23 protein-coding genes, 2 tRNA genes and 4 pseudogenes are annotated in these 24,121 nt (G+C 49.3%); 13 read left to right on the forward strand and 16 right to left on the reverse strand.

Annotation, left to right across the window (positions count from 1 at the left end; genetic code table 11):
- Positions 1 to 114 precede the first annotated feature (114 nt).
- Both ACM1PF_RS32405 and ACM1PF_RS32410 read right to left on the reverse strand, forming a co-directional pair.
- A complete protein-coding gene (locus tag ACM1PF_RS32405; RefSeq protein WP_416670549.1) occupies positions 115 to 1,641 on the reverse strand; it encodes an FAD-dependent oxidoreductase in 1,527 nt (508 codons plus the stop codon).
- A gap of 159 nt (positions 1,642 to 1,800) precedes the next feature.
- A pseudogene (locus ACM1PF_RS32410) lies at positions 1,801 to 3,125 on the reverse strand (GTP cyclohydrolase II).
- Between the two features lie 259 nt (positions 3,126 to 3,384).
- Between ACM1PF_RS32410 and upp the strand changes: the two are divergent.
- Positions 3,385 to 4,017: a uracil phosphoribosyltransferase gene (gene upp / locus ACM1PF_RS32415; protein WP_416670550.1), complete on the forward strand. Its 633-nt coding sequence runs from the start codon at positions 3,385 to 3,387 to the stop codon at positions 4,015 to 4,017.
- Positions 4,018 to 4,136: 119 nt separating this feature from the next.
- On the opposite strand, the gene ACM1PF_RS32420 is transcribed toward upp, so the two are convergent.
- The 8 genes from ACM1PF_RS32420 to ACM1PF_RS32455 form a co-directional block, all read right to left on the reverse strand.
- On the reverse strand, positions 4,137 to 4,985 hold the full coding sequence (locus ACM1PF_RS32420; RefSeq protein WP_416670551.1) for an SWIM zinc finger family protein: 849 nt from the start codon (positions 4,983 to 4,985) through the stop codon (positions 4,137 to 4,139).
- Positions 4,986 to 5,134: 149 nt separating this feature from the next.
- Complete coding sequence (locus ACM1PF_RS32425; protein WP_416670552.1) at positions 5,135 to 5,299, reverse strand: hypothetical protein; 165 nt, start codon at positions 5,297 to 5,299, stop codon at positions 5,135 to 5,137.
- A 527-nt stretch (positions 5,300 to 5,826) separates the two neighbouring features.
- A tRNA-Ala gene (locus ACM1PF_RS32430) sits at positions 5,827 to 5,899 on the reverse strand.
- 27 nt (positions 5,900 to 5,926) lie between these two features.
- Complete coding sequence (locus tag ACM1PF_RS32435; RefSeq protein ID WP_416670553.1) at positions 5,927 to 6,667, reverse strand: HAD family hydrolase; 741 nt, start codon at positions 6,665 to 6,667, stop codon at positions 5,927 to 5,929.
- Positions 6,668 to 6,920: 253 nt separating this feature from the next.
- Positions 6,921 to 7,364 (reverse strand): hypothetical protein, encoded by a 444-nt coding sequence (locus ACM1PF_RS32440; protein ID WP_416670554.1) that lies wholly within the window; start codon positions 7,362 to 7,364, stop codon positions 6,921 to 6,923.
- Between the two features lie 75 nt (positions 7,365 to 7,439).
- Positions 7,440 to 8,645, reverse strand: coding sequence for an anhydro-N-acetylmuramic acid kinase (locus ACM1PF_RS32445; protein ID WP_416670556.1), 1,206 nt, complete (start codon positions 8,643 to 8,645; stop codon positions 7,440 to 7,442).
- Positions 8,646 to 8,742: 97 nt separating this feature from the next.
- Positions 8,743 to 9,447, reverse strand: coding sequence for a potassium channel family protein (locus tag ACM1PF_RS32450; protein ID WP_416670558.1), 705 nt, complete (start codon positions 9,445 to 9,447; stop codon positions 8,743 to 8,745).
- A gap of 66 nt (positions 9,448 to 9,513) precedes the next feature.
- The gene (locus ACM1PF_RS32455; RefSeq protein WP_416670560.1) at positions 9,514 to 10,848 is read right to left on the reverse strand and encodes a TrkH family potassium uptake protein; all 1,335 of its coding nucleotides are present in this window, start codon (positions 10,846 to 10,848) and stop codon (positions 9,514 to 9,516) included.
- A gap of 68 nt (positions 10,849 to 10,916) precedes the next feature.
- Here ACM1PF_RS32455 and ACM1PF_RS32460 point away from each other — a divergent pair, with 68 nt between their 5' ends.
- The 7 genes and pseudogenes from ACM1PF_RS32460 (at position 10,917) to ACM1PF_RS32490 (ending at position 16,113) form a co-directional block, all read left to right on the forward strand.
- Positions 10,917 to 11,774 (forward strand): methyltransferase domain-containing protein, encoded by an 858-nt coding sequence (locus ACM1PF_RS32460; RefSeq protein WP_416670561.1) that lies wholly within the window; start codon positions 10,917 to 10,919, stop codon positions 11,772 to 11,774.
- Between the two features lie 222 nt (positions 11,775 to 11,996).
- Positions 11,997 to 13,113 (forward strand): annotated as a pseudogene (nuoH, locus tag ACM1PF_RS32465) (NADH-quinone oxidoreductase subunit NuoH).
- A gap of 45 nt (positions 13,114 to 13,158) precedes the next feature.
- On the forward strand, positions 13,159 to 13,785 hold the full coding sequence (ndhI, locus tag ACM1PF_RS32470; RefSeq protein ID WP_416676904.1) for an NAD(P)H-quinone oxidoreductase subunit I: 627 nt from the start codon (positions 13,159 to 13,161) through the stop codon (positions 13,783 to 13,785).
- A 154-nt stretch (positions 13,786 to 13,939) separates the two neighbouring features.
- Positions 13,940 to 14,545 (forward strand): NADH-quinone oxidoreductase subunit J, encoded by a 606-nt coding sequence (locus tag ACM1PF_RS32475; protein WP_416670562.1) that lies wholly within the window; start codon positions 13,940 to 13,942, stop codon positions 14,543 to 14,545.
- Positions 14,546 to 14,627: 82 nt separating this feature from the next.
- Positions 14,628 to 14,933, forward strand: coding sequence for an NADH-quinone oxidoreductase subunit NuoK (gene nuoK, locus ACM1PF_RS32480; RefSeq protein WP_416670564.1), 306 nt, complete (start codon positions 14,628 to 14,630; stop codon positions 14,931 to 14,933).
- A 93-nt stretch (positions 14,934 to 15,026) separates the two neighbouring features.
- Positions 15,027 to 15,946, forward strand: a pseudogene (locus ACM1PF_RS32485) (NAD(+) kinase).
- 95 nt (positions 15,947 to 16,041) lie between these two features.
- A tRNA-Lys gene (locus tag ACM1PF_RS32490) sits at positions 16,042 to 16,113 on the forward strand.
- Between the two features lie 161 nt (positions 16,114 to 16,274).
- Here ACM1PF_RS32490 and ACM1PF_RS32495 read toward each other — a convergent pair.
- The 3 genes and pseudogenes from ACM1PF_RS32495 to ACM1PF_RS32505 all read right to left on the reverse strand — a co-directional run.
- On the reverse strand, positions 16,275 to 16,418 hold the full coding sequence (locus tag ACM1PF_RS32495; protein WP_416670565.1) for a type II toxin-antitoxin system VapC family toxin: 144 nt from the start codon (positions 16,416 to 16,418) through the stop codon (positions 16,275 to 16,277).
- Positions 16,408 to 16,656 (reverse strand): hypothetical protein, encoded by a 249-nt coding sequence (locus tag ACM1PF_RS32500; protein WP_416670566.1) that lies wholly within the window; start codon positions 16,654 to 16,656, stop codon positions 16,408 to 16,410. Before ACM1PF_RS32500 ends, ACM1PF_RS32495 begins: the two co-directional genes overlap by 11 nt.
- Positions 16,653 to 17,030 (reverse strand): annotated as a pseudogene (locus tag ACM1PF_RS32505) (N-6 DNA methylase); the annotation flags it as partial. The gene ACM1PF_RS32500 and the pseudogene ACM1PF_RS32505, both read right to left, overlap by 4 nt.
- A gap of 138 nt (positions 17,031 to 17,168) precedes the next feature.
- Between ACM1PF_RS32505 and ACM1PF_RS32510 the strand changes: the two are divergent.
- From ACM1PF_RS32510 to ACM1PF_RS32530, 5 genes are all read left to right on the forward strand, one after another.
- Complete coding sequence (locus ACM1PF_RS32510) at positions 17,169 to 17,351, forward strand: ribbon-helix-helix protein, CopG family (protein WP_416670567.1); 183 nt, start codon at positions 17,169 to 17,171, stop codon at positions 17,349 to 17,351.
- Positions 17,352 to 17,390: 39 nt separating this feature from the next.
- Entirely contained in the window at positions 17,391 to 17,756 is a 366-nt protein-coding gene (locus ACM1PF_RS32515; RefSeq protein WP_416670568.1) for a trypco2 family protein, read from the forward strand.
- A 233-nt stretch (positions 17,757 to 17,989) separates the two neighbouring features.
- Positions 17,990 to 22,177, forward strand: coding sequence for a HEAT repeat domain-containing protein (locus tag ACM1PF_RS32520; protein ID WP_416670570.1), 4,188 nt, complete (start codon positions 17,990 to 17,992; stop codon positions 22,175 to 22,177).
- A gap of 396 nt (positions 22,178 to 22,573) precedes the next feature.
- Positions 22,574 to 22,732 (forward strand): hypothetical protein, encoded by a 159-nt coding sequence (locus ACM1PF_RS32525; RefSeq protein WP_416670572.1) that lies wholly within the window; start codon positions 22,574 to 22,576, stop codon positions 22,730 to 22,732.
- Positions 22,733 to 22,746: 14 nt separating this feature from the next.
- The gene (locus ACM1PF_RS32530) at positions 22,747 to 22,953 is read left to right on the forward strand and encodes a hypothetical protein (RefSeq protein ID WP_416670573.1); all 207 of its coding nucleotides are present in this window, start codon (positions 22,747 to 22,749) and stop codon (positions 22,951 to 22,953) included.
- Positions 22,954 to 23,195: 242 nt separating this feature from the next.
- Here ACM1PF_RS32530 and ACM1PF_RS32535 read toward each other — a convergent pair whose 3' ends face one another.
- The 3 genes from ACM1PF_RS32535 to ACM1PF_RS32545 form a co-directional block, all read right to left on the reverse strand.
- Positions 23,196 to 23,609, reverse strand: a complete 414-nt coding sequence (locus tag ACM1PF_RS32535; protein ID WP_416670574.1) for a PIN domain-containing protein — start codon at positions 23,607 to 23,609, stop codon at positions 23,196 to 23,198.
- Positions 23,599 to 23,835: a hypothetical protein gene (locus ACM1PF_RS32540; protein ID WP_416670575.1), complete on the reverse strand. Its 237-nt coding sequence runs from the start codon at positions 23,833 to 23,835 to the stop codon at positions 23,599 to 23,601. Before ACM1PF_RS32540 ends, ACM1PF_RS32535 begins: the two co-directional genes overlap by 11 nt.
- Before the next feature lie 111 nt (positions 23,836 to 23,946).
- Positions 23,947 to 24,072: a hypothetical protein gene (locus ACM1PF_RS32545; protein WP_416670576.1), complete on the reverse strand. Its 126-nt coding sequence runs from the start codon at positions 24,070 to 24,072 to the stop codon at positions 23,947 to 23,949.
- Positions 24,073 to 24,121: the final 49 nt, after the last annotated feature.

Below are 24,121 nucleotides of genomic sequence, written 5' to 3' on the forward strand. Positions count from 1 at the left end.
GCCCAATTGGTGAAAAGATCTTCTAGTGAAAAGATCTCCAATCAATCACCGAATCAGCGCAAGTAGGAAGGGCGATCGTGAATGCCCATAATGTGTTGAGCAATCTACGTGGGTTTAACCTTCGATCGCCTCCAGTCCTTTAACGGGAGGGCCGTGCAGAACTTCACCATCGCAGCTAAAACGGCCACCATGACAGGGACAATCCCAGCTTTTCTCTGCACTGTTCCAGTTCACAATGCAGCCCAGGTGGGTACAGGTTGCAGAAACCGCATGGACAGTACCTGATTCATCCCGATAGGCAGCCACTTTGTTTGTGCCAAGAGTGAGCAGCTTCCCTTCGCCGGGGGCAACTTCATCGAAGGAATTATCCTGAAGTCCTTTCAGCCGATCGCCAACCCAATGGATGCCCACATCCATATTTTCTTTCAGGGAAGTGGGTTTGACAAATGGAGTAGCGCGAGTGGAATCATACAAATTCGCCCAGGGATTCTCAATGCCCAACAGCAAGTCGGACAACAGCATTCCGGACATCGTACCATTACTCATTCCCCACAGGCTGAAACCAGTTGCCACATAAATGTGATCATTGAATGGAGTGAGCTTGCCAATGTAGGGTAATTGATCAAACGAAACCATGTCCTGAGTAGACCAGCGATAGTCGATCGACTGTACACCAAACCGACTACGGGCATAGTTTTCCAGGTTTTGGTAGCAGGTTTCAGTATCCGATCGACTGCCCACCTTATGACCTTCACCACCGATCAACAGCAGAAGCTTGCCATTGTAAGGCGTGGTACGAATCGAACGATACCCTTCCCCCGTCCCAATCAGCATACCTTCAGGAGCCTGTTCCGGCGAAATTTCTGCTCCAATAATATACGATCGCTTAGGATAGGCCTTAGCGAAGAATAACCCCTGATCAAGAATGGGCACATTGGTCGTTACGACAACATCCTTAGCGTGAACCACTCCCTGATTAGTGATAATCTGGCAAGGATCGCCCTCCTCTACCTGCGTCACTCGCGTATTTTCGAACACATAACTTCCATCCCCATAAATTTTCTTTGCCAGGTGAGCGAGATATTTTCGAGGATGGAATTGTGCCTGATTTGTGAATCGAATTGCCCCAGCGATCGGAAAGGGTAGAGATACTTCGGAGACATAGGAGGCAGGCAGTCCTAGCTGCATGGCTGCCTCAACTTCATCCTTGATTTGCCCTAAATTCTCCTCAGTTTCTGCAAAGGTGTAAGCATTCTGGCGACTAAAATCACAGGCAATTTGTTCCTCCTGCACCAACGCAGCAACCTGTTCAACCGCCGCTTGATTCGATTGCGCGTAAAGCTTCGCCTTTTGCTCTCCCGCTTCTTTGATCAAATTGGCATAAACCAACTGATGAAGCGAGGTTACTTTTGCGGTGGTATGTCCACTCACTCCGGTTGCAATCTCGTTTGCCTCCAATAATGCAACGGTTTTACCCGCCCGCTTTAACAGAAACGCAGTTGTAACTCCCGCTATTCCCGCGCCCACGATCGCCACATCAACGGATACACTATCAAACGTTGCTTGAATCAAGCTGGGAAAATTATCAGTTGAAGTAGAATCAATCCAATAGGAAACCGGTTTACCAGATATTTGTGACATATATTGACTTGACAAAATAGTGAGAGTTCGATCGTTAAGGTAAACGGTATCGAACGACTCACTCATCTGTCAGGCGATTGAGTTAGCCCTATGTCAAAAGATATGTTGAGATCAAACGATGGGTGGACGATCGTTCAGCCCATCTCTCCGAAAGCCCTATCAGTATATTCGTCCTTTAATTTGGGCCAGTGCCTCTGCTGCCAGCACTTCATCCTCCGAATAATAACCTGAAGCCTTCTTCGCCTCAATCTCCACCTGAGCATCCGCTGGAACCAGCTCAGGCGGGATAGGAACCCGTTGACCGACCGCAATTCCAGCATTTGTAATCGCGTTATATTTCATATTACTCATGGAAACCAGGCGATCGATTTTTGTAATCCCCAGCCAGTGCAGCACATCGGGCATCAACTCCTGGAAGCGCATATCCTGCACCCCTGCCACACACTCCGTTCGCAGGAAATAGGCATCCGCCCGATCGCCTCCCTCCTGTCGCTTGCGAGCATTGTACACCAGGAATTTCGTCACCTCTCCCAGGCCCGCCCCTCCTTACGACAATAGACAATCACCCCAACCCCGCCTTCCTGAGCCGTCTGAATGCAAACTTCAATCCCGTGAACCAGGTAAGGACGGCAGGTACAAATATCAGAGCCAAACACATCTGAACCATTGCACTCATCATGCACCCGCACAGCCAGTGGCTTCGTTGGATCGGTGATTGCAGTGTGATCACCCACGATATAAACCGTTGTGCCGCCGATCGGAGGTAGAAAAACGTGCAGATCAGGACGAGTGACCAGTTCGGGGAACATTCCTCCCGTTTGCTGAAATAAGGCTCGCCGTAATGTCCACTCATCGATATTCAGGCGTTTGGCAATACCCGGCAAGTACCAGACCGGATCGATCGCCGCCTTCGTCACCAACAAGCTCCCATCTGCCTTGAGCAGTTCTCCATCGACCGTCAACCGTCCCTGCTTAATCTCATCCTGAAGTTCTGGGATGTTGATATGGGCTTTAGTAATGGCGATCGTTGGAAAAATCTCATACTCCTCAGAATGAGCTGCAAACACTTCTCCAGCAACCGCCCCCAAAGGATCCAGAGAAACAATTTTGTCGGGATCGCCCCAACTGGGATGCGGCCCGATCGGCACCACCGGGGATGTATCGGTCAGATCAGCTTTGTGGGTGGGACTGAGCACACCACTGGCCACCGCCAACGCTCGATACACCCCGTACGCGCCCGAATGGGTTCCAATCACATTGCGATGCTTGGGACTGTGGAGTGAACCAATAATTGGCCCGCGTTGCTGTGGGTCGATCGCCCCCCACTGAATCGGTAGCGCGTTCGTGGGCCCGCGCTGATGAGAGGTCAGGATAATATGGTTAGAATTTGATCTGGCAGATAGTTGTTTTGCAGAGGAACCATTTGCAGATGCGCCATTTGCAGATGCGCCATTTGCAGAAAATTCGTTTGATGCATGAGTCATAACCTGATGTTGCACCCCGTAAAGCGATGGTAGCGGTGGTATTGTATTTTAGTATTTAAGGTTCCACGTTGTAGGGTTCTACTTCTAATTTCGGGTAACGAATAGGAGAAAAATCAGCAGTCTTTGATCTGCAAAAGTCCCTGATCCGTCACAGCAAATTTGGTCTAAATGAATACTGCTCAGGTCTTTGAAGATAGCGGATTGTAGAAACAGTAAACGGTATCATAACGCACCAAAAGAGTGCCGTGCAGGGGGAGCAATGACGGATATTACGGTGATTCAACATCCATTAGTGCAGCATAAGTTAACCTTACTGCGCCAGAAGGAAACCCACACCCAGGACTTTCGACGACTGCTGAAGGAAATCTCAATGCTGCTAGCCTATGAAGTAACCCGAGATTTGCCTCTCAAGTATGAAACGATTCAAACGCCTCTGATGCCGATGGAAGCCCCGGTGCTGGCAGCAGATAAAAAAATGGTGATCGTTTCCATCCTCCGGGCAGGGCAGGGTTTGCTCGATGGCATGCTGGAACTGATTCCCACCGCAAAAGTGGGACATATTGGTCTGTATCGAGAGCCAACGACGCTGATGGCCGTAGAGTATTACTTAAAGCTGCCCTACGATGTCGAACATCGAGATATGCTGATAGTGGATCCCATGCTGGCAACGGGAAATTCTGCTGTCGCTGCGGTCGATCGCCTCAGGGAAGCCAATCCTGCTTCCATCAAGTTTGTCTGCTTACTGGCTGCTCCTGAAGGCATTCAGCATTTCCATGCCCAGCACCCTGATGTTCCCATCTACACCGCAGCGATCGATGAAGGACTGGATAATCATGGCTATATTTTCCCTGGTCTGGGCGATGCAGGCGATCGGCTGTACGGGACACGGTGAGCATCAGTGAATCCTTCAAGGGATGATCACTCTGAGCGATCGTGGATCAAATAACCTGTAATCATTCTGCCTTGTTGAATGGGCGGGCAAGATGCCCACCCCACAAGAATTTCAGATTACTAAATTTGCATTCCTGAGCGATCGCCCGTGGTCATTGCTGCCAGAACGGACTGCTGGCTGACCTGCTCGTACACGGTCTTTAAGTAATCGGCAACGATCATCTGGGCCGAGCCAGTTGCCTGGTTGACCGCCGGATCCGCTTTGATGGGAATTGGCCCCAACACATTGAGTACAGTCTCGCTACTGGGTGGAGGCGCGATCACGACCAGTGAAGGTTCAAGTTGCTCATCGTATTGCCAGAAGGTATGCAGGTCGATCGGTGCCTCTGGAGAGGAAAGAGCAGCGGGTTCCTCTGGCTGTTCGGCATCTGACTGCCCACTGCGCGTTTGCCGAAGTGCGGACAGAATTTGCTCCTTTGCCCGTCCCCGCAACTGAAACAGCACAAAGGGATCTTCACTGAAGCGATCGCCTAACAGGTAATACACTGCTCCAATGTGCTTACAGGGATTAGCGGGATCGGGACAAGAGCATTTACTGTGAATATCAAACTTGGTTAGAGGAAACAAACTTAACCCATTGGCAGTAAATACTTCCTCAATATTCTGCGGCATTTCTCCCGCCAATAACTTAGCGGAAAAAATGGCTCGCTGCGACATGGATTCAATCACGTACTGCCATTGTTCGTCATCAAACAGATCAAGGGATAAAGACACATTGTAGGGTTCGGGAGCCGTTCCTTGAACCAGGGCGGATACCTTTGCCCCATCAAATTCAATCTGTAGGACATTTCCCTGGCGAGCATAGTTGCGGGCACGCTCAAGCCGTCGTCGCCATCCGAACGATTCCAACACATCTACCCAGCGTTGTGCCCACCACTCTCGACTTGACTGGATATCGTAGTTGGTCATGCTAATGTACCCGCAGCTTTGACAGATTTAAAGTAACGTTTCAACTAGTCTAACTGCTCACCCAGTATCCCACTCTAAATCAATTAAAAGATTTAGCTTTAATCCCGAAGTTAGAATATTTAGGAATTATAAAGACTTTCCTGCTAAATCTAACTATGGAAATGGCCTTCAGAATAATGCTGCTGACTCCAACACCGTTCCAGGTATTGCACCTGTTGTTGATACCAGAAGCGATTTGGATTCAGGACAATTGGGTCTTTAGGATCAAAAAGTCGTTGGTTTAAGTACTTCCAAAGAGGGAAACGTGAGTTCATAATCTGAAACCTATGAGGGAGCAAGTTACAAAGAAAGGGTAAATGAGGAACACCGGACGATGTATCTCTCAAAAGCGTGATATGAGAGGAATACAAGGTATTGAATGCTCTCAAATAGAGCTTGCCCAGATTTATGCAAGAACTCCCACTTTAAAGGGGTGACTCACGACTATGATTGAGTGTTAAAAAAGTTAAATGACCGTCAATGGTTCAGGATGAAGCATTTGTGATTTTCATGCTTCTATTAATTTCAGTGGATCAACGTTGAAGCAATTTCCTTCCTTTAGCCTGTCCGAATATTAACGGTTGACAACTTGCATAAAACCCACTTGAACCGATGCAACGGATTAAAGGGAGCATCTCATTGATGCAAACCAATCAATTTTCGTAGCGCAGGCAGCGTTTAACCTAAGCTCACGCCGAAGGTCCCACGCTGAAGTCTTGCCTGCCAGTGGTGATTTCTGATGCAGATGCAAAAGTGGGATACACTCCGGATTAAACCTGTAAAGAGCCTGGAATGCTTGAGATGGAGAGTAGGAGATTCGAACTCCTGGCCTCTGCGGTGCGATCGCAGCGCGCTACCAACTGCGCTAACTCCCCTGGCGTTAAACATTTTAACACTGGGGGTTATCCTTCAGAAATCGCAGGTTCTATTCCGTCAGTCCGTTCTGTGCCATCAAAGACCCGTTGCACTCGATCGAACTCCAGTTCCGTTAAATAATCCACTGCCCAGTTCGCCTGACGCTGCATCATGTGATAAGGGTAGGTGTTTGCCACCCCCACGACCTGCATCCCCGCTCGTTTTGCAGCTTCGATTCCGGCAAAGGTATCTTCAATTACCAAACAATGTTCAGGTTGCAACTGCAACTCTGGATCATGATCATTCAAGCGCATCACCGCCATGAGATAACCATCGGGTTCGGGTTTGCTGGCCTTGATATCATCCCCTGCCACAATGATGCTGACATGCTGCGTCAAATCCAACCGCTCCAACACCAACTCAATCTCCGATCGCATTGCCCCGCTCACCACCCCAACTGGCAGCGGCACCGATCGAATTTCTGCCATCAACGCTGCCACACCAGGGTAGGTAGGAACTTCCTCCAGCGATGCTAACTCCTGCTGATAGGCCTGCGACTTTCGCTCCAGCAACTGCATCAGGTAGGCTTCCGTCACCACTCGTCCGCGTCGGGTGAACAGATCCAGCAGACAGGCTCGATCGCTCCGTCCCAGGCAAACCTCTTGATATTCCCCTGGCTTCAAGCGCAGATTTTCTTCAATTAAAAGCTGCTCTATCAGCTTCTCATGTACTCGCTCATCGTTAACGATGACACCATTGAAGTCAAACAGGACAGCCTTAAGGGACATAAAACAAAAGGAAATACCAACGAACCAAACTGCGCATGTTACCTATTCTGCAAGGATTATACAGCCAATTGAAAGGTGGAAGGCGGAAGGCGGAAGGTTCCAAGCTACAGCCAATTGAAAAGCGGAAGGCGGAAGGCACTCGCAAGGCTCCAAGTTTTAGTTGCAGGCAAGATGCCTGCGCTACGGTTTCTCCTCACTCCTCACTCCTACGGGCTTCGCCTACGCTCCGCGAACACTCCTCACTCCTCACTCCTTATTCCTGCCGTTCCACCATCGCCTCCATTGTGCTGGTGAGGTAATGCCCTGCCATGACGCTGCTAGACAGGCAATATTTGTCAGGACTGAGTTGGTGGAGCGTTTCAAACCCCGTCCGCCGCTGTCGATCGCCCAAGACCCAGTAGCGTTGCACAATCGATTCTGGAGCAATCCAACCCTCTCCCTCGACCCGTCCAAGCTGACTATGCTGGAGCACAAAGGTATATTGGCGATCGCCTGTGTTCAACCGTCCCCGGTATTGGAAGGAAATTTCTTCTCGATCGCTGCCTGGAAAGATCAGCTTTGTGACCATCGTGTACCATTCATCTCGGCTCCAGGCCACCAGAATTTTACCCTTCACGGTGGCTGGCATGGTATCTCGATCGAGCCAGTTTCCTTGAAGCGTCCAACGCCCTGATTCCAAAAGAAAGGTGTGAGCCACAACACTAGTCCTCAATATCCAACTCCAAACGATGCCAGGCCCCGTTAGATTGACCTCATGCTAGCCGTCTGGAAATTAAGTCACCAGGTGAATTTCCCCTAAAAGCATAGAACGCCTTGCCCCTGTCACCTCCGGAAGATTACCAGGAATATTACAGTATCGCCAATAGGCTAGCACAGCAAAGCTAATCGCCTCTTTGAAGTCAGCACTCAAGCCCATTTCATCAGTCGTATGTACCGTTGTAGACGGCAGGTTCGCCTGGATGCGCTGGCGCAAATAGGGATTGCGGCTTCCTCCCCCGCACAGCAGTACTTGATCGGGCATTTGGGGTAGAAACGTCTGGTAGCTATGGGCGATCGAAGCGGCGGTCAGCTCAGTCAGAGTGGCCAGAATATCGGCAGCGCTGAGGGAATAGGCGGCGGCATCCTGGAGGCAACGATCGAGGTAGTCTGCACTGAACAATTCTCGCCCGGTGGATTTGGGGGGTGGTTGCTGGAAGTAGTCTTGCTGAAGCCATTGCTCAACTAACGCCAGGCAGGGAGTTCCCTGGGCGGCCCAGGTGCCATCCTGGTCAAAGGTTTGCTGTCCCTGAGAGAGGCGATACACAGCCAGATCCAGGAGAGCATTGCCCGGGCCGGTGTCCCAACCCTGGATGGCGGCGGAATTCGGAAGGCGGGAGGCAGGAGCAGCCCAAGACGGGGACGAGTTCGGAGGGAAATCTTGGTCTGGTTCCCTGGAATTGCCGATCGGGGGGAGATAGGTCAGATTGCCGATGCCGCCGAGGTTTTGGATGCAGCGATGGTAGGTGGGGTGGCTGAGAAGACAGACATCAATGGGGGAAACCAGGGGTGCGCCCTGTCCACCAACGGCAATGTCGGCAGCGCGGAAGTTGCTGACGGTGGGAAGGTGGGTGAGGTGGGCAATCAGGGAACCGCGGCCGAGCTGAAGGCTGTAGCCAAGGGAGTCGGGAGTGGGGGGACGGTGGTAAACGGTTTGGCCGTGGGAGCCAATCAAATCTACAGCCGGAAATTTGGACTGAAGGGTGAGGGCAGCCTGGGCGAAGTGATGGGCGATCGCATCATCCAGGGTGGCCAGATCGACCATTGCTAGAGGCGCACCGCCGCAGACCGATAGGATTTGCGATCGCAGTTGCTCTGGGTAGGGGTAGGTGTCCGCAGCAATCAGGTCAACGCTCAGATCGGTGGTGGAACCGGAAATCGAAACGAGGGCTGCATCAATCCCATCAACGGAAGTGCCGCTAATTAAGCCAATGACATTCATAGATGACATTCATACAGAGACGATTTTAGACAGGAACAATTTAGACAGGAACAATTTAGACAGGAACAAACAAAACCTGCGATCGAACGGTGAGCGTTTACACAGGCAACTGCTCAATTCCCCGGTTATCACCGATCACCACCATCAGCCATCCTTTTTGTAGGCGCATGACCGGGCTGGGATTAATTTCAAAGTGATCGCCTGTGCCAACGGCCAGCAGGTTTAGCCCATACCGCTTGCGTAAATCCAACTCGACGATCGTCTTGCCATCAAACACCGCCGGAACGACAATTTCTACAATGCTATTGTCTGGGTCAAGCTCGAAGCGATCGAGGACTCCCGGTTTCGTCAGCGATCGGGCCAGGGCACATCCCATTTCATGCTCTGGGAAAACGACGTGGTCGGCTCCAACCCGCTTTAAGAGCTTGCCATGCACATCAGAAGAGGCTTTTGCCACCACGTTAGGAACACCGCCTTCCTTCAGGTTCAGCGTCGTAACAATACTTTCCTGAATGAAGTTGCCGATCGCCACAATAACAGTGTCAAATTCGTACAAACCTGCTTCTTTTAAGGCAGTGGGTTCGGTGGAATCCAGCTGAATCGCATGGGAAACATACTGATCAGTAATAATTTGTGCCACTCGCCGCTCGTCTGAATCTACCCCCAAAACCTCGTATCCCAGATGGTGGAGAGTCATGCAAACGGCACGGCCAAACCGTCCCAACCCAATTACCGCAAACTGACGACCACTGGTTCGCAGGGTTTTGAAAAAACTTAGGGAAGATAAAGAGAATAAACTCACGGTTAAAGGAGTACGTTATGGATTAATTATAAATTCTTAAGGTATAGATCGTTCTGCCACTTAACCTTAACCCACCAGCAGGTTTTCTTCTGGGTAGTGAATTGATGAAGGGCTAGGATCACCCAGGACAGCAGCCATTGAAAGTAAGACCCCCACCCGCCCAATATACATCGTGGCAATGAGTACCAGCTTAGAAAAGATGGAAACGTTGGCGGTAATCCCCGTGGAAAGACCGACCGTCGCAAAGGCAGATACGGATTCAAACAGGAGCTGAATAAAGTCTACTTCTGGATCGGCGATCGCAATCACAATGGTGGTGATCACAACCGTCATAGCTGACCCAAACACAACCCCTACTGCCTTGAGTAACAGCGTCACTGGAATTTGCCGTTGATAGATCACAACCTGCTCCTTGCCGCGTAGCACCGCTTTGGTACATTCAAACACCAGCCGCAGGGTAGTCGTTTTCATCCCGCCTCCCGTACTTCCCGGACTGGCTCCGACAAACATCAAGGCGATCGTCATAAACAAGCCCGCTGTTGACATTTGCCCGTAGTCAATACTGTTGAATCCTGCCGTCCGAGGCATCACAGAATGGAACCAGGAAATCAGCAATTGGTCGCTCAAATTCATCCCGCCGATCGTCGCTGGATTGCGGTATTCCACGGAGAAAAATGCCACTGTGCCAACGATCAGGAGCAGTATTGTGGTGCTGGTGACAATTTTAAAGTTGAGGGAAAACAGTCCTCGTTCCGATCGTCCCTTGACGCGATTGGCTACCCACGTATACATTTCCATAATTACCTGATAGCCGATGCCGCCAAAGATGATCAGGAAAGGAATCACCAGATTAACCGGAACGTTGGTAGCGTAGCGCGTCAGATTATCGGCAAATAGGGAGAAACCCGCATTGTTAAAGGCACTGATGCTATGAAACGCCGATAACCAAAGCGCATATCTCATCTCATAGTCCGCTGCAAAAACCGGGAACAGTAAAAAAGTGCCACTGAGTTCAAAAATGAGCGTCATGGCAATAATGGATTTGACCAGTTGCCCCACGCCAGACATACCAGTTTTGTCCAGGGATTGCTGAATCGCAATTTTGTCGCGTAGTCCTAAACGTCGTCCGAGCAGCAGCAACAGAAATGTCGTCGCCGTCATGTAGCCCAATCCCCCCACCTGAATCAGTGCCAGGATCACAAGCTGACCAAAAAAGGAGAAATGGCTGCCCGTATCGACTACAATTAAGCCTGTGACGCAGACCGCAGAGGTTGCCGTAAATAAGGCTGTGACTAAATCTCCCCAGTGACCGTCTGCACTAGAAAAGGGCAGCAGTAGGAGGAGGGTACCGATCGTGGCAACTGCTAGAAATCCCAGGCAAATCGTGCGAGCTACGGTCATAGGTGGGTTTGATTAAAAGAACAAGGAGTGGTAAAGAAAAATAAACCTACTATGAGCTTACCGTTCCGATGACTCTCACTCTACAGCAACAAATTCAGCAGTTTTATGATGCCTCCTCTGGACTCTGGGAGCAAGTTTGGGGCGAACATATGCATCATGGATACTACGGCCCTGCGGGAACGGAGCGGAAAGAACGACGGCAAGCTCAGATTGATTTGATTGAAGAACTGCTGGCATGGGCAGAGATTCGACAGGCAGCACAAATTTTAGATGTGGGATGTGGGATTGGCGGGAGTTCACTCTACCTGGCTGATAAGCTGAATGCCTCTGCCACTGGCATTACCCTGAGTCCGGTGCAGGCGAACCGCGCTACGGAACGATCGCAGGCAGCAGGGTTAGAGCCGCGATCGACTTTTTTAGTGGCCGATGCCCTGGCAATGCCCTTTCCCGATCAGTCCTTTGATCTGGTATGGTCCCTGGAAAGTGGGGAGCATATGCCCGACAAACGGCAATTTCTCCAGGAATGCTATCGCGTCCTCAAACCCGGTGGTACTTTGATCATGGCCACCTGGTGTCATCGGCCCGCCAGCCCCCCGAACCCACCCCTCACCCCCGACGAACAGCAGCATTTAGAAAAAATCTATCAAGTCTACTGCTTACCGCACGTCATTTCCCTTCCCGAATATGAAGCGATCGCCCAGGAGTTAGGCTTCCAGCAAATTCACACCGATGATTGGTCCCAAGCCGTTGCGCCCTTCTGGGATGTGGTGATTGGTTCTGCCTTCACACCTAATGCTCTGCTGGGGTTACTCCGCGCCGGACGCACCACCATTCAAGCAGCCCTATCTCTGGGACTGATGCGGCAGGGTTATCAGCGTGGATTAGTCCGGTTTGGGTTGTTAAAGGGCATTCGCGTCGCAGACTAATGATTAAATTTGCATTCCTTAGCTAGACTTTCCAGACGATCGCCATCAATATCGTCATCAATAACGAGAAACCTGGGTAGAGTTGCGCTTTGTTAAGAACTGCTTATGGTCAGCCAAGGAACTTCTGCGGTCTTCAGCCCATGCAAGCCGCCCCGCAACGGTATACTAGGGCTGGAGGTTTTTGCTTAAAAAACTTCATATACCTTGTTGCCAGCAGGAAACATGAGTTCAGGAATTGATTTGCAAGGAAGTTTTATCCAGATTCTTGAGGGGCTAGGCTTGCCTCATGGCGTAGCTAAAGTCGTCTGGATTCCGTTACCGATGGTAATCATTGTAGGAGCTGTAACGGTTCTGGCATTGGTTTCCACATGGCTAGAGCGAAAAATTTCAGCCGCCGCCCAGCAGCGCATTGACCAGAGTACATGGGGCCATTGGGAATGCTGGTTCCCGTTGCCGATGTGGTGAAGCTCTTATTTAAAGAGAATATGCTGCCCGCCAAGACAGATCCCTGGTTGTTCATCTTGGCTCCAATTCTCGTTTTTATCCCAGTGTTTTTGTCCTATCTGATTGTGCCGTTTGGGCAAAACCTGGTCATCACAGATTTAAATGTAGGGATTTTTCTCTGGATTTCCCTCTCCAGCATTGCGCCGATCGGCTTATTGATGGCGGGTTACGCTTCAAATAACAAGTATTCTCTGCTAGGGGGACTGCGGCCGCAGCTCAGTCCATTAGCTATGAAATTCCCCTGGCCCTTGCCGTGCTGGCGATCGTGATGATGTCCAACTCCATGAGTACGATCGACATCGTGGCGCAGCAGTCGGATTACGGCATTCTGAGCTGGAACGTTTGGCGACAGCCCGTCGGATTCTTGATTTTCTGGATTGCAGCCCTAGCAGAAGCCGAACGAATGCCCTTTGACCTGCCGGAAGCGGAAGAAGAGTTGGTGGCAGGGTATCAAACGGAGTATGGGGCTGTGCGCTTCATGCTGTTCTATGCCGGTTCCTATGCCAACTTAGTACTGTCTTGTTTCCTGATTGCAGTGCTGTACCTGGGCGGGTGGGAATCCCCAATTCCAGTCAGCTTACTGGCTAACTGGTTGGGAGTCAGTGAATCAACCGCCTGGATTCAGGTGATTACTGCGAGCCTGGGTATTGTCATGACGCTGTTCAAGACATATTTAATGCTTTTCATCGCCATTCTGCTGCGGTGGACTGTGCCCAGAGTCCGGATTGACCAATTGCTAGACTTAGGGTGGAAGTTCCTCCTTCCGGTTTCCCTCGTTAACTTGCTCCTGACGGCAGGACTGAAACTGGCATTTCCAGTAGCATTTGGGGGCTAAACCCAAATTCCTTTTGTTCAACCGACCTGAGAGAGACACACGATGCTGAAGTTCCTCAAGCAAGTGGGTGATTACACCAAAGAGGCAGTCCAAGCCGCAAAGTACATTGGGCAGGGCTTGTCTGTCACCTTTGACCATATGCAGCGTCGCCCGGTCACGGTGCAATATCCCTACGAAAAACTGATTCCCTCAGAACGATTCCGCGGCCGGATTCACTTCGAGTTTGATAAGTGTATTTCCTGCGAAGTTTGCGTCCGGGTTTGCCCAATTAACCTGCCTGTGGTGGATTGGGAATTCAATAAGGAAACGAAGAAGAAAAAGCTCAACCATTACAGCATTGACTTTGGAGTCTGCATTTTCTGTGGCAACTGTGTCGAGTATTGTCCGACTAACTGCCTCTCCATGACGGAGGAGTATGAATTGTCTACCTACGATCGCCACGAGTTGAACTACGATAACGTGGCGTTGGGACGATTGCCTTACAGCGTCACCCACTCTGACCCGATGGTGACTCCGATCCGCGAATTGGGCTATCTGCCGAAGGGCGTTCTCAATGGGCATGATCTGCCGAAGGATACCCGTCGGGCAGGGCAGCTTCCAGAGGAAATCCTGGAAGAAATGGAATCCCAAAAGAGCGCAGAAGCGAAAACAGGGGCAGAAGCAAAGTCGTAGGGCGATCGGGGTTAGGGAGCTAACTGGAGGGGCAGGAATTTTAGACTGTTATGCTCTGGGTTCAATCCTAAACCCTTGTAGAATATTCCCTGGTATGGCTACTGCGCATAGCCATTAGCAGTCAACATAGCGGGTTCGAGGAGCCAGAATCGTTGTGAATTTAGCTGACGGAGTCCAACTTGTTTCGTTTGCCGTACTGGCAGTCATGATGCTGGGAGCAGCATTGGGGGTTGTATTGCTGACGAGCATCGTTTACTCAGCGTTTTTGCTGGGGCTGGTGTTTGTCAGTATGGCTGGGATGTACATTCTGCTCAATGCTGGGTTTGTTGCTGCGGCTCAAATCTTAATCTATGTGGGAGCGGTCAATGTTCTGATTCTGTTCGGAATCATGCTGGTTAACAAGCGTGAGGATTTTGTCCCCGTCAAAAATGTCTGGCTGGGTCGGGTAGCAACTGGCGCAGTGTGTCTGGGGCTGTTTGCTCTGTTGGGCACGATGATTCTGGCCACCCCCTGGTCAATTTCCTTTGCCTTTCCGGCTGGGGATGAGGCCATGCTGGTGATTGGGAAGCATTTCTTTAGTGACTTTCTCCTGCCCTTTGAGCTGGCTTCAGTTCTGTTGCTGATGGCGATGATTGGGGCGATCGTCCTGGCACGGCGAGATCTCCTACCGGATGAACTGGCCGAACGGGATGGCCAGGAATCTTCTACGGATCTGCGGTTGCCTGAACGCCCCCGCGAGTTGATTTCCACTAAGAAATAGTTGCCCAGGATGCAGATCTGTCCTCTGGCTTCTGCCTGCCGATCTTGTTTCACGCTGAGTAAAGGATGCAAAACTGAACGCTATGCAGCTTGAGTATTTTCTGTTGGTTGCCGCCGCCCTTTTCTGTATTGGGATTTATGGTTTAGTTACCAGCCGCAATGCCATTCGGGTGTTGATGTCGATCGAACTATTGCTGAATTCCGTTAACCTGAACCTGATGGCCTTTTCCAACTACCTCGATCCGCAAAGCATTCGGGGTCAGGTCTTTGCAGTCTTTGTGATTTCGATCGCAGCAGCAGAGGCGGCCGTAGGATTGGCGATCGTTCTGGCAATTTACCGGAACCGGGATACGGTGGATATGGAGCAATTTAACCTGCTGAAGTGGTAGGTGGTACGACTGGATTTTTCGCTTCAGGATCAGCCGTCGATTCGTCCAGAATGCTAAGTTAAATGCGATAGGCGATTTGGGCGATCGGGCAGCGTGGAATTAAATCAGGTCATTATTGTTCATAAGGCAGGCGATCCGCTCAGCAAACGCTGGGCAGAGAAATGTGCAGCACAGCTAGAGCAGCGTAACTGCCGAGTATTATTAGGCCCCTCTGGTTCCAGGGACAATCCCTATCCTGTATTTCTGGCATCGGTGCAGCAGCCGATCAATCTGGCGATCGTCCTGGGTGGCGATGGGACAGCCCTGGCAGCGGCTCGTCATTTGGCTCCAGAAGGAATTCGGATCTTAGCGGTTAATGTCGGGGGACATCTGGGTTTTTTAACCGAATCTCCCGATGAATTTCGCGATACAGAAACGGTGTGGGATCGACTGCTGGACGATCGGTTTGCAATTCAGCGACGCATGATGCTGCAAGCGATGACCTTTGAGGGCAACCGCACGAACCTTGACCCGATGAGCGATCGCTATCTGGCCCTGAACGAAATGTGCGTCAAGCCTGCCTCCGCCGATCGGATGATTACCTCGATTCTGGAAATGGAAATTGATGGAGAAGTGGTAGATCAGTATCAGGGCGATGGGTTAATTGTCGCAACCCCTACTGGCTCCACCTGTTATACCGTGGCCGCCAGTGGCCCGATCGTGCATCCCGGCATGGATGGTTTGATCGTGACTCCCATTTGCCCCTTGAGCCTGTCCAGTCGCCCGATCGTGCTTCCAGCCGGATCAGTGGTCAGTATCTGGCCGTTGGCCGATCGAGATTTGAATACAAAACTCTGGATGGATGGGGTGATGGCGACGGCGATCTGGCCGGGACAGCGGGTGGATATCCGCATGGCCGATCGACCGGCTGAATTTATTATTTTGCGAGAAAACTACTCCTACTTCCAAACGCTGCGGGAAAAACTAGCCTGGGCAGGGGCCGGATTCGGTACAGCAACGATCATCGCAACTAGCTCCAGCCCACCTGGAAAAAAATTTTGGTTTTCCCCAAATTCACACATTATATGCTAACCTTGTATACGGTCTGGAAATTAAGCAGACTAAGCGAGGGTCGCTAGCTCAGCGGTAGAGCACTCGGCTTTTAACCGATTGGTCCTGGGTTCGAATCCCAGGCGACCCATAAAAAACTGTCCATTTTGTAAGGATTCCCTATACCTTATCTCGCAGGGCTGGATTTGGCTGATGTCGTTAAAGCCCCCTTCATAACCCGCGACGACAACCCGCATATCTGGGTCAAACTGGGATAGTGTTTCGATGAGTTCTCGAATATTCATAGAGTTCTTATGCCTCCAACTCACTGATCACCAACACTTTCAACTCAGTCACCCGCTTTAGCTGAGTATCATTCGTCAGAAATGCCTGACAACCAGCCTCTAGTGCCGTTGCCAGTTGCAAAGCATCTGTCAGTTTTAAGTTATGCTTCACTCGTAGCTGAACGATGTTCCTGGTCTTCCCTTCTTGTGCGTGTCACCCATTCCTGGGCATCCTCTTCAACCAGTGGGTAAGGTGCAGTGCCAGCAATATCTAACCACTTGCGCTTCGGTTTATTGAGCGTTACCGTTCGTTGTTTTAATTGTTCGGCAGTATAGTTGAGGACTTCAAATTGTTCTTCCAGGGATAATTGGTCAATTTCCTGTAATACCCGCTGTAGTAATGGACTCATAGCCCCAGCCTCCTGAGATTTTCCCGAATCGCTACTTCTAGTTTGGCACTTTCCGCAAACTGCTCCTCTAACTTTGCCGTCAACCGCTGCATCTTCTCCTCAAACAGCTCATCGTCATCCTCTGCTTCCTCCGTTCCCACATAGCGTCCGGGCGTTAGCATATACCCTTACGACTGGATCTCCTCCAATGTCGCACTCTTACAGAACCCTGGTACATCTGCATACTCACCCGCCCCAGATTCTCCACGCCACGCATGATAGGTATCGGCAATCCGGGCAAGCTCCTCCTCCGTCAACTCCTGATAGGTACGATCGACCAGATACCCCAACTTCCGGGCATCAATAAACAGCCTTTCACCCCGGCGATCGCGTAAGGTGGTAAAACCCTTTCCACCATTCCCTGCTTATTCATTGTTCGATCGGTCTGTCCTGACCGACCTTTGCCATTGTAGAAAGATCCAGGAAACCCGATCTATAGTTGTTCCGTAACGTAACTCACACTTCATCACAGGATGCCTAAAACTGGCAAGCGATACATTGAACATTTGAACGTCAGGGTTCCCACCTCAGAGATGGAACTCCTGAGACAGTACTGCCAGGATACCCATCGCACTCAGTCGGATGTGATCCGGGAGTTTATTCGGAGCCTGAAACCCACTGTGCCGCAGCAAGATGCCCCTGAAAAACCTCGCTAAACAGTCGATCGCCCCCTACCGTACCCTCTGAGAAGACCTATGCCAGACGATGCCGAAAACCTGATTGGACTCGCTGACCTGATCGAGCAAGTGAAGCAAGATTTGCAGTCAACAGCACTCGATCGCGCTGCAGAGGTGCCTTTGTTTAGTGTGGATGCGGTGGAGTTAGAGCTACAAGTAACCGTTAAAAATGAAGGGAAAGCGGGCATTAAGCTCTATGTCGTGGAGGTGGGAGGCGGTGCCAGTCGAGATGATGTGCAGAAGGTGAAGGTGTCCCTCTCGCCCCTGCTGAGTAAAGAGCAGCTTTTGCGCCTTTACAAGCAACGCTACCCGGAAAAATGGAACGAGTTTCTAGCAACGATTAGCGACGCGCTATTAAAGGGCAGCGACGATCCGGGGATCTAGAGAGGTGAACTGTGAGCCGCCGACCTGAACTTTTAGAACTTCTCCTCTCTCCCTTATCTGCAACACCCAACCAATTTAAGGTGACGGTGACGCAATCGCCTGCGGGCGAAGGATCAGCAGAGTCTGACTTACCCTTTGTAGAAGCAGGGCAGGATTGGCGATCGACGCTCATCCGTACTCTAGAGCTGGTCAGCTTTAAGCCGGAGTACTTTACAGCGGCAGAGCAAGCCTGGATGGTGAAGGCTCAACTGTTAGCAGAGAACGCCCAAGTTTTCCATCCCCATCTCCGCCAGACGATCGGGCAAGTGCTTTACCGTGCCTTGATTCCACCCCAAAGTAAGGTGGAGCGACTTCTAAATGAATCAATTCAAATTGCCAAAACTCGTGGGGTGCAACTGCTCGTTCAGTTGAAGTTTGAGGAAGATGCGGTACAAATTGCCCGCTTGCCCGACTACCCCTGGGAGTTGATCCATGATGGGACAGGTTTTCTGCTGCACAATCAGGTTGGCTTCTCGCGCTATATTGCTTTTCCTGCTGTCCCTCCCAGTCTCCCTGCGGTTGAACAGGTTAATGTCTTACTAATTTCCTCTGGGGCTTCAGACCGATCGTTGGGCTTTAACCCTCTGCCGAAGAAGGAACGATCGACAATTGCTAAATCATTGAAGGCGGCGATCGGCTCCCAGCGAATCCAATTAGAGGAATTGCCCGAACCCACTCTGGATGAATTGGCGGCCTATCTGACCCGACATTCAGGGAAGGAGGCACCCCATCTGCTGCATTTTGATGGGCATGGGCTATTCGGTAAGCAGTGCAGTGAATGTCGCAGGATGCATAAAGGGATTAAAGCCCAGCAGTGTCAAAGCTGTAGTACGCCTTTGCCTGATGCTCAGGGCTATTTGCTGTTTGAGGATGAGTATGGTGATCCCGATTATGTCAGTGCTTCGCAATTGGGGACTCTGTTGCAGCAAACGCGCCAGAGCGATGGCACCCATCAAACTGGAGGAGTGGCAGCGTTAGTGCTGAGTGCCTGTCAATCGGGTATGGCGATCGAGGGAGAATCCGTATTTCAGGGGACGGCTCAAAATCTGATCTATCACGGTGTTCCGGCTGTGGTTGCCATGCAGTATTCCGTGAGTGTGGAGGGGGCGATCGCCTTTGCGAAACAGTTTTATCGATCGATTGGGGAGAAGAATTCGCTGGCAGTGGCGGTGAGCCAAGGACGGGCGATGATGCGGGTAGATGAGAATCAGTGGTATCGTCCAGTGCTTTATCTGCGGTGGCAGGACAATGAGGGGGGACAACTGTTTACTCCAAGCGCTACGAATCTGGCTAGAGTTCTGGATGCTAGGATAGTTGAGCGGTATTTGCGATCGATTGCCAATGACTACAAACAGTGGTGGAACGTTTATCGCCTGACCGAAGCAATCTCTGCCCGGCAGGCAACCTTTACGTTTGAGCAGATTGTGCAAACTAAGGACTCAAATAAAAACTCTTTGCCTCTGCTTCAAGGAATTATTCAATATGCTAAATCAGGCGTTGCTGAATCAAGGGATAAATTGTCGAGCGATCACGATTCTGACGATTCTCAAAGGGCTAAAGTCAATTCCCAAAACCCTATACCAGAACATGTTTTATTAATAGGTTCTCCAGGTGTTGGAAAATCAACTACATTACTACGGCTCTTGGTCGCCCTAGCAGAACAAGAGCAGCAGAACCCGGAACCCTGCATTCCTGTTTTGGTGAAACTGAAGAATTATCAACAGCCTCCTTCTGGCTCTGAAGATAACTCAGGAATGTTAGCTCTTATCAAAGAAGCATTAGAACCGGGGCTATCCTTAGAAATTTCAGAAATTAAAGCGCTTCTGTTTGATGACAAACGCCTATTTCTGCTCTTGGATGGATTGAACGAAATACCTGCGGACATTGTTCGCAGCAAGCTGGCAGATTTTCGAGCAAAATGCGCTCGCGCCAAAATCCCACTCGTTTGCACTACACGTAGTCTGGGCGATGATTTGGGCATCGAAAGACGACTGGAGTTACAAACCCTCAGTAACCTGGAAATTACAAGGTTTTTAAGGGAATGTATGCCAGGTCAAGAGGAACAAGTCTTGAAGCTTTTGAACAAAGGCAAACCAGATCTTGGAAAAACACCATTTGTTTTATGGATGCTGTATGACCTGTTCAAAAAATCGGGTCAGATTCCAGAAAGTTTGGGAGAAGCATTCCGCAGATTCACTAAAAGCTATACAAACTACAAAATTAACCAAGAAGGTATTCCGATTTCTAAAGAGGATCTTCAGTATTGGAGCTTATTGCTAGAATATCTGGCTTTTGAGATGTTGCGCTTGTCCAGTCCTAGAGATTCAGGTTTAATAATTTCGGAAAAACAAGCAGCAAACACTCTGGCTCGATTTCCAAGCGAAAAGGTAATAGACTTACTCCAAGCTCATTCACTGCTCAACAATCTCCTTCACTATCATTTGCTTCAAAAATCCCATAAAGATGAAGTCAGTTTTTGTCATCAGTTGATTCAGGAATACTATGCTGCTGAATATTTATTACAACAGCTTCCTGCTCTGCTTAAGAATATGAACAAGTTCAAACAGGATTACCTCAACTATTTGAAGTGGACAGAACCGATTGCTTTGATGCTGTCCCTACCTGAAGTAACTCAGGAGCAAGCATCGCAGCTAATTCAGATAGCTTTAGACGTAGATTTGATGCTAGGAGCAAGATTGGCAGGAGAGGTACAACAAGATTGGCAGGAAATGGCGGTTACTTCTGTAGTTGAAGAAGCTAGAAAGCAAGAAGTTTCTTCAATCTATGAAATCCAACTTTTAGGAAATACTCACTCTGACTATGCAGTTCCAATTTTGCTGACAAAACTCACTGATGAAGAAAATCAAAATCTGGCTGTTGAATCTGCCCTTGCACTAAGAGAACTTGGTAGTCGAGCAGCAATTCCAAAACTATTGTTGGCTTTAGAAGATGAAAAGCCATTTATTGCTACGATCGCACTTTTTATCTTGGGAAGGCTAGGAGATGAAGAAATAATACCAGATTTGCAAAAGGCATTATGTCATCCAACAAATGATAACATCCGAGGGCAGGCTGCTGGTGCATTAGGCGAGTTGGGTGCTAATGCAGTAGTCCCAGATTTACTCAATGCTTTAACGGATGAAAGCTACAAGGTTCGAGGAAAAGCTGTTGAAGCTTTGGGGAACTTAAGAAATAAATCAGCAATTCCAGAACTATTGAGAATTGCTCTAGAAGATCATTCTATTTATCTTCCTTGGGCGGCGGCTGAAGCACTCAAGAAAATCCATCAAGAGCAAGCAACTAAGGAATTACTAAAAGCACTCAAAGACAAAAACTATGAAATCCGGGAAAGGGCAGCAGAGGCTTTAGGTAAAGTAGGCAGTGAAATAGCGATTGATGGTTTAATTGAGGCACTAGAAGACGGCTACACTGATTGGCAAGCTGCTGGAGCATTAATAGAAATAGGTAGCAAAAAAGCACTTCCAGGATTGTTTAAAGCACTTGAGCGTTCAGTTCCTTCCGAACAAGCCGCCTTCGTACTTGGTGAATTAGGAGATGCCATAGCGGTTCCAAGCCTAATCAATGTCCTCAACCACTGGTATCCTCAAGTTCGAGAGAGGGCGATTGAAGCATTAGGAAAATTGGGTGATAAAGCAGCGATTCCCAGGTTGTACGACCTTTTTCAAGACAATCCAAGGGATGACCTTCGTAAGAAAATTGTCGTTGCACTAGGAAAACTAGGCGACGAACGAGTATGCCGAGAACTACTGGAAATGCTAGAAAGTCAAGCTTCTGGTTCTGCTCGCGCTTGGTCTGGTCAATGGCAGATTTTTGAGGCACTTGAGAAGATAGGGAGTAGACCAGTTGTTCAGTCATTAATCCAAGCATTAGGAGCGAAAACGGCTCGCATCCGTTGGAAGGCAGCCGAGGTATTGGGTAATCTGGGTAATGAAGCTGCTATTGATAGCTTATTCACAGCATTAGCAGATGAAAATTCCACGGTTCGTTGGCAGGCAGCAAAAGCTCTGGGTAAGTTTGACAGCCAATGGGTGGTACCCAAGCTATCCTCACTCTTGAAACATGAAGATGATCCGAATATTCGGGAAGGTGCTGTTCAGGTATTGGGTTATTTGGAAGATGAAATTGCTGTCACAGCGTTATTAAGTGCATTAAATGATTCAGAGTTTAATGTTCGCTATGATGCAACTCAATCGTTAGTTAAGCTAAGTGGTTCAGACGTAAAGCTTGGTGTTTCAAAAGTCTTGGGACATGCTTGGAAAAAGAAATTACTGAATGATGGCTTTGTTTACCCATTGCAAAAACTGCAAGAAAATTTCAAGTTCTACAACTACGAAATCGCCCAAACTATTTTGGATTTGTGATTTTAGATTTTGGATTGGGAACGTTCCAAAGCTTAATCCTCATCTTCCAACAGCTTGCCAAGATTGTGAGTCTCCATTAGGTCTTTGTATCGATCGGGCAGACTTTCTCTGAGCGTGTCTTCGACGATGCTGCTTACTGTTTGATCGCTAAGACCAGATAGCGTCTTCAACAGCCTATCCAAGTTAGGCGAGATATATAGGCGCAATTCTGCTTTCTTTTTCCTAGCCATTTAAAGTTCTTAATGCCCACCCAGCCTCAGCAACTCAACGATCGTAGCGAGGTTTGAGGATTATTCTTTATTTTTGGCATTTCTGCATTGTACGAATTGCCGAATTAAGCTATAGTGAGATCACATCAAAAACGCCCAGACCCCACGGAATCTGGGTTATATCCCTATGAGCTTATTGACTATGATTACCCTTTCCCCCGATGAGGTCGCCCTCATTCGATCGATCCTGACTGCCCTACGCGCCATCAAAGTCCGAGACATCGACAAAGCACTGGTCATCCTCAGCAAAGCAGAACACCAGTCCAACGACCCATATCACCCATAGTTGAGGAGCAATCCATGCTGGTCTTAAACGATGCTCAAGCCCTGGTGATTGAAAACCTGCTCACCAAAATGCTGATCAACGACAGTTATTCCGTTGCTCAACTGGAAGAAGCCATCGGCTGGTTGCAGCGAGAAGGCGATCGGGTTTCCTGCCCCTTTGAACAAGTGTGGAGTCAAAATCTAGCCCAGGAAATTGTCCGAGAGTTACGCAATCAAGCCTGATCATCCCGTGCCAGATGGATTACTGCCCTCAGTCTTGAGTCTGGCACATCACCCACACAGAGACAGTGCGATCGTAGATTACTGAAATACTAAGGAATGCGAATTCAATAAACTGAAATTCTTGTGGGGTGGGCAGCGTTTCGACTGAGCTCAAGCCGAAGTCTTGCCCGCTCAGTCAACGAAGTAGAACAATTTACAGGTTATTTAATTCACGCTCCTAACTGGGTGGGTGCTGTAGCTGTTCAAATGAATGGGTTAATAATGCGGAGTTTGTTTTCAAGCAGTTGATTGTGCTGCATATCCTCAGAGTAGAGGGTCGTGCAGTCACTGGATAGGGCCGTGGCAATAATCAAGCTGTCCCAATAGGTGTAGCCATAGCGCGAGTGAATTTCTATTGCTTGAAACACTTTTGGGGTATCGATCTCAAGGATTTGAGAGGCATTTACTAATTCAAGAATAATCGTGTTTGCCTCCGAAGTCGAAGTGATTTTTTTGCGAGTTAAAACGTGAAACAACTCACCTAACACCTGGGTGCTCACTTCAACCAGGCGTTCAGGATCTACCAGTAGTTCTTGGATCTTTTGAAATTTTTCTACAGGCATCTTGCTATAAAAATAAATCCAAATATTGGTATCAAAGAAAACCTTATCGCTCATAAATTTCGTTTCGATCGAACTTGTAGTCAGGCGGTAGGTCAAAAGAGTGTTTTGCTGCTGCATCCAAAAATCGCTGTCTTCTAGCTTGGGGAGACAGTTCTTCGCCATTCAGCTCATTGGTTTCAAGGATCATCACTTTCAGCTTCTTTCCCTCCAGGGCTGGATCGATCGCCTCGCTGAGGATGAGAGTACCATTGCTGTAAGTCGCTTCTAAAATCTTAGTCATGATCAACACCTCTCCAGGGAAGTGCTTCTAGTATAGGTTACGCCTCCAGTGCAAGCAGGCAGAATCCGCTCCATTTTCAATGGTTTGCGCGATCGAGGTTTGGGTTTGGGGCTAGAGGCTGGCTCGCAGGTATCGAATCGCCGCACTGGTGTTTTGTTCATAGGCAATTCGCAAGCATTCAGCAGTGATAGCGGGTAGAGGAAGTTCAAGGCGATCGGGTGAAATGATAGCAAACATGAGATGCTGATCCTTTATGCTGCGATTGCTTTGATTATTGCAGCTACGA

Origin of the sequence: Egbenema bharatensis FJBBOT/2019 (genome assembly GCF_048077055.1) — a bacterium.
GTDB lineage: Bacteria > Cyanobacteriota > Cyanobacteriia > Elainellales > Elainellaceae > Egbenema > Egbenema bharatensis.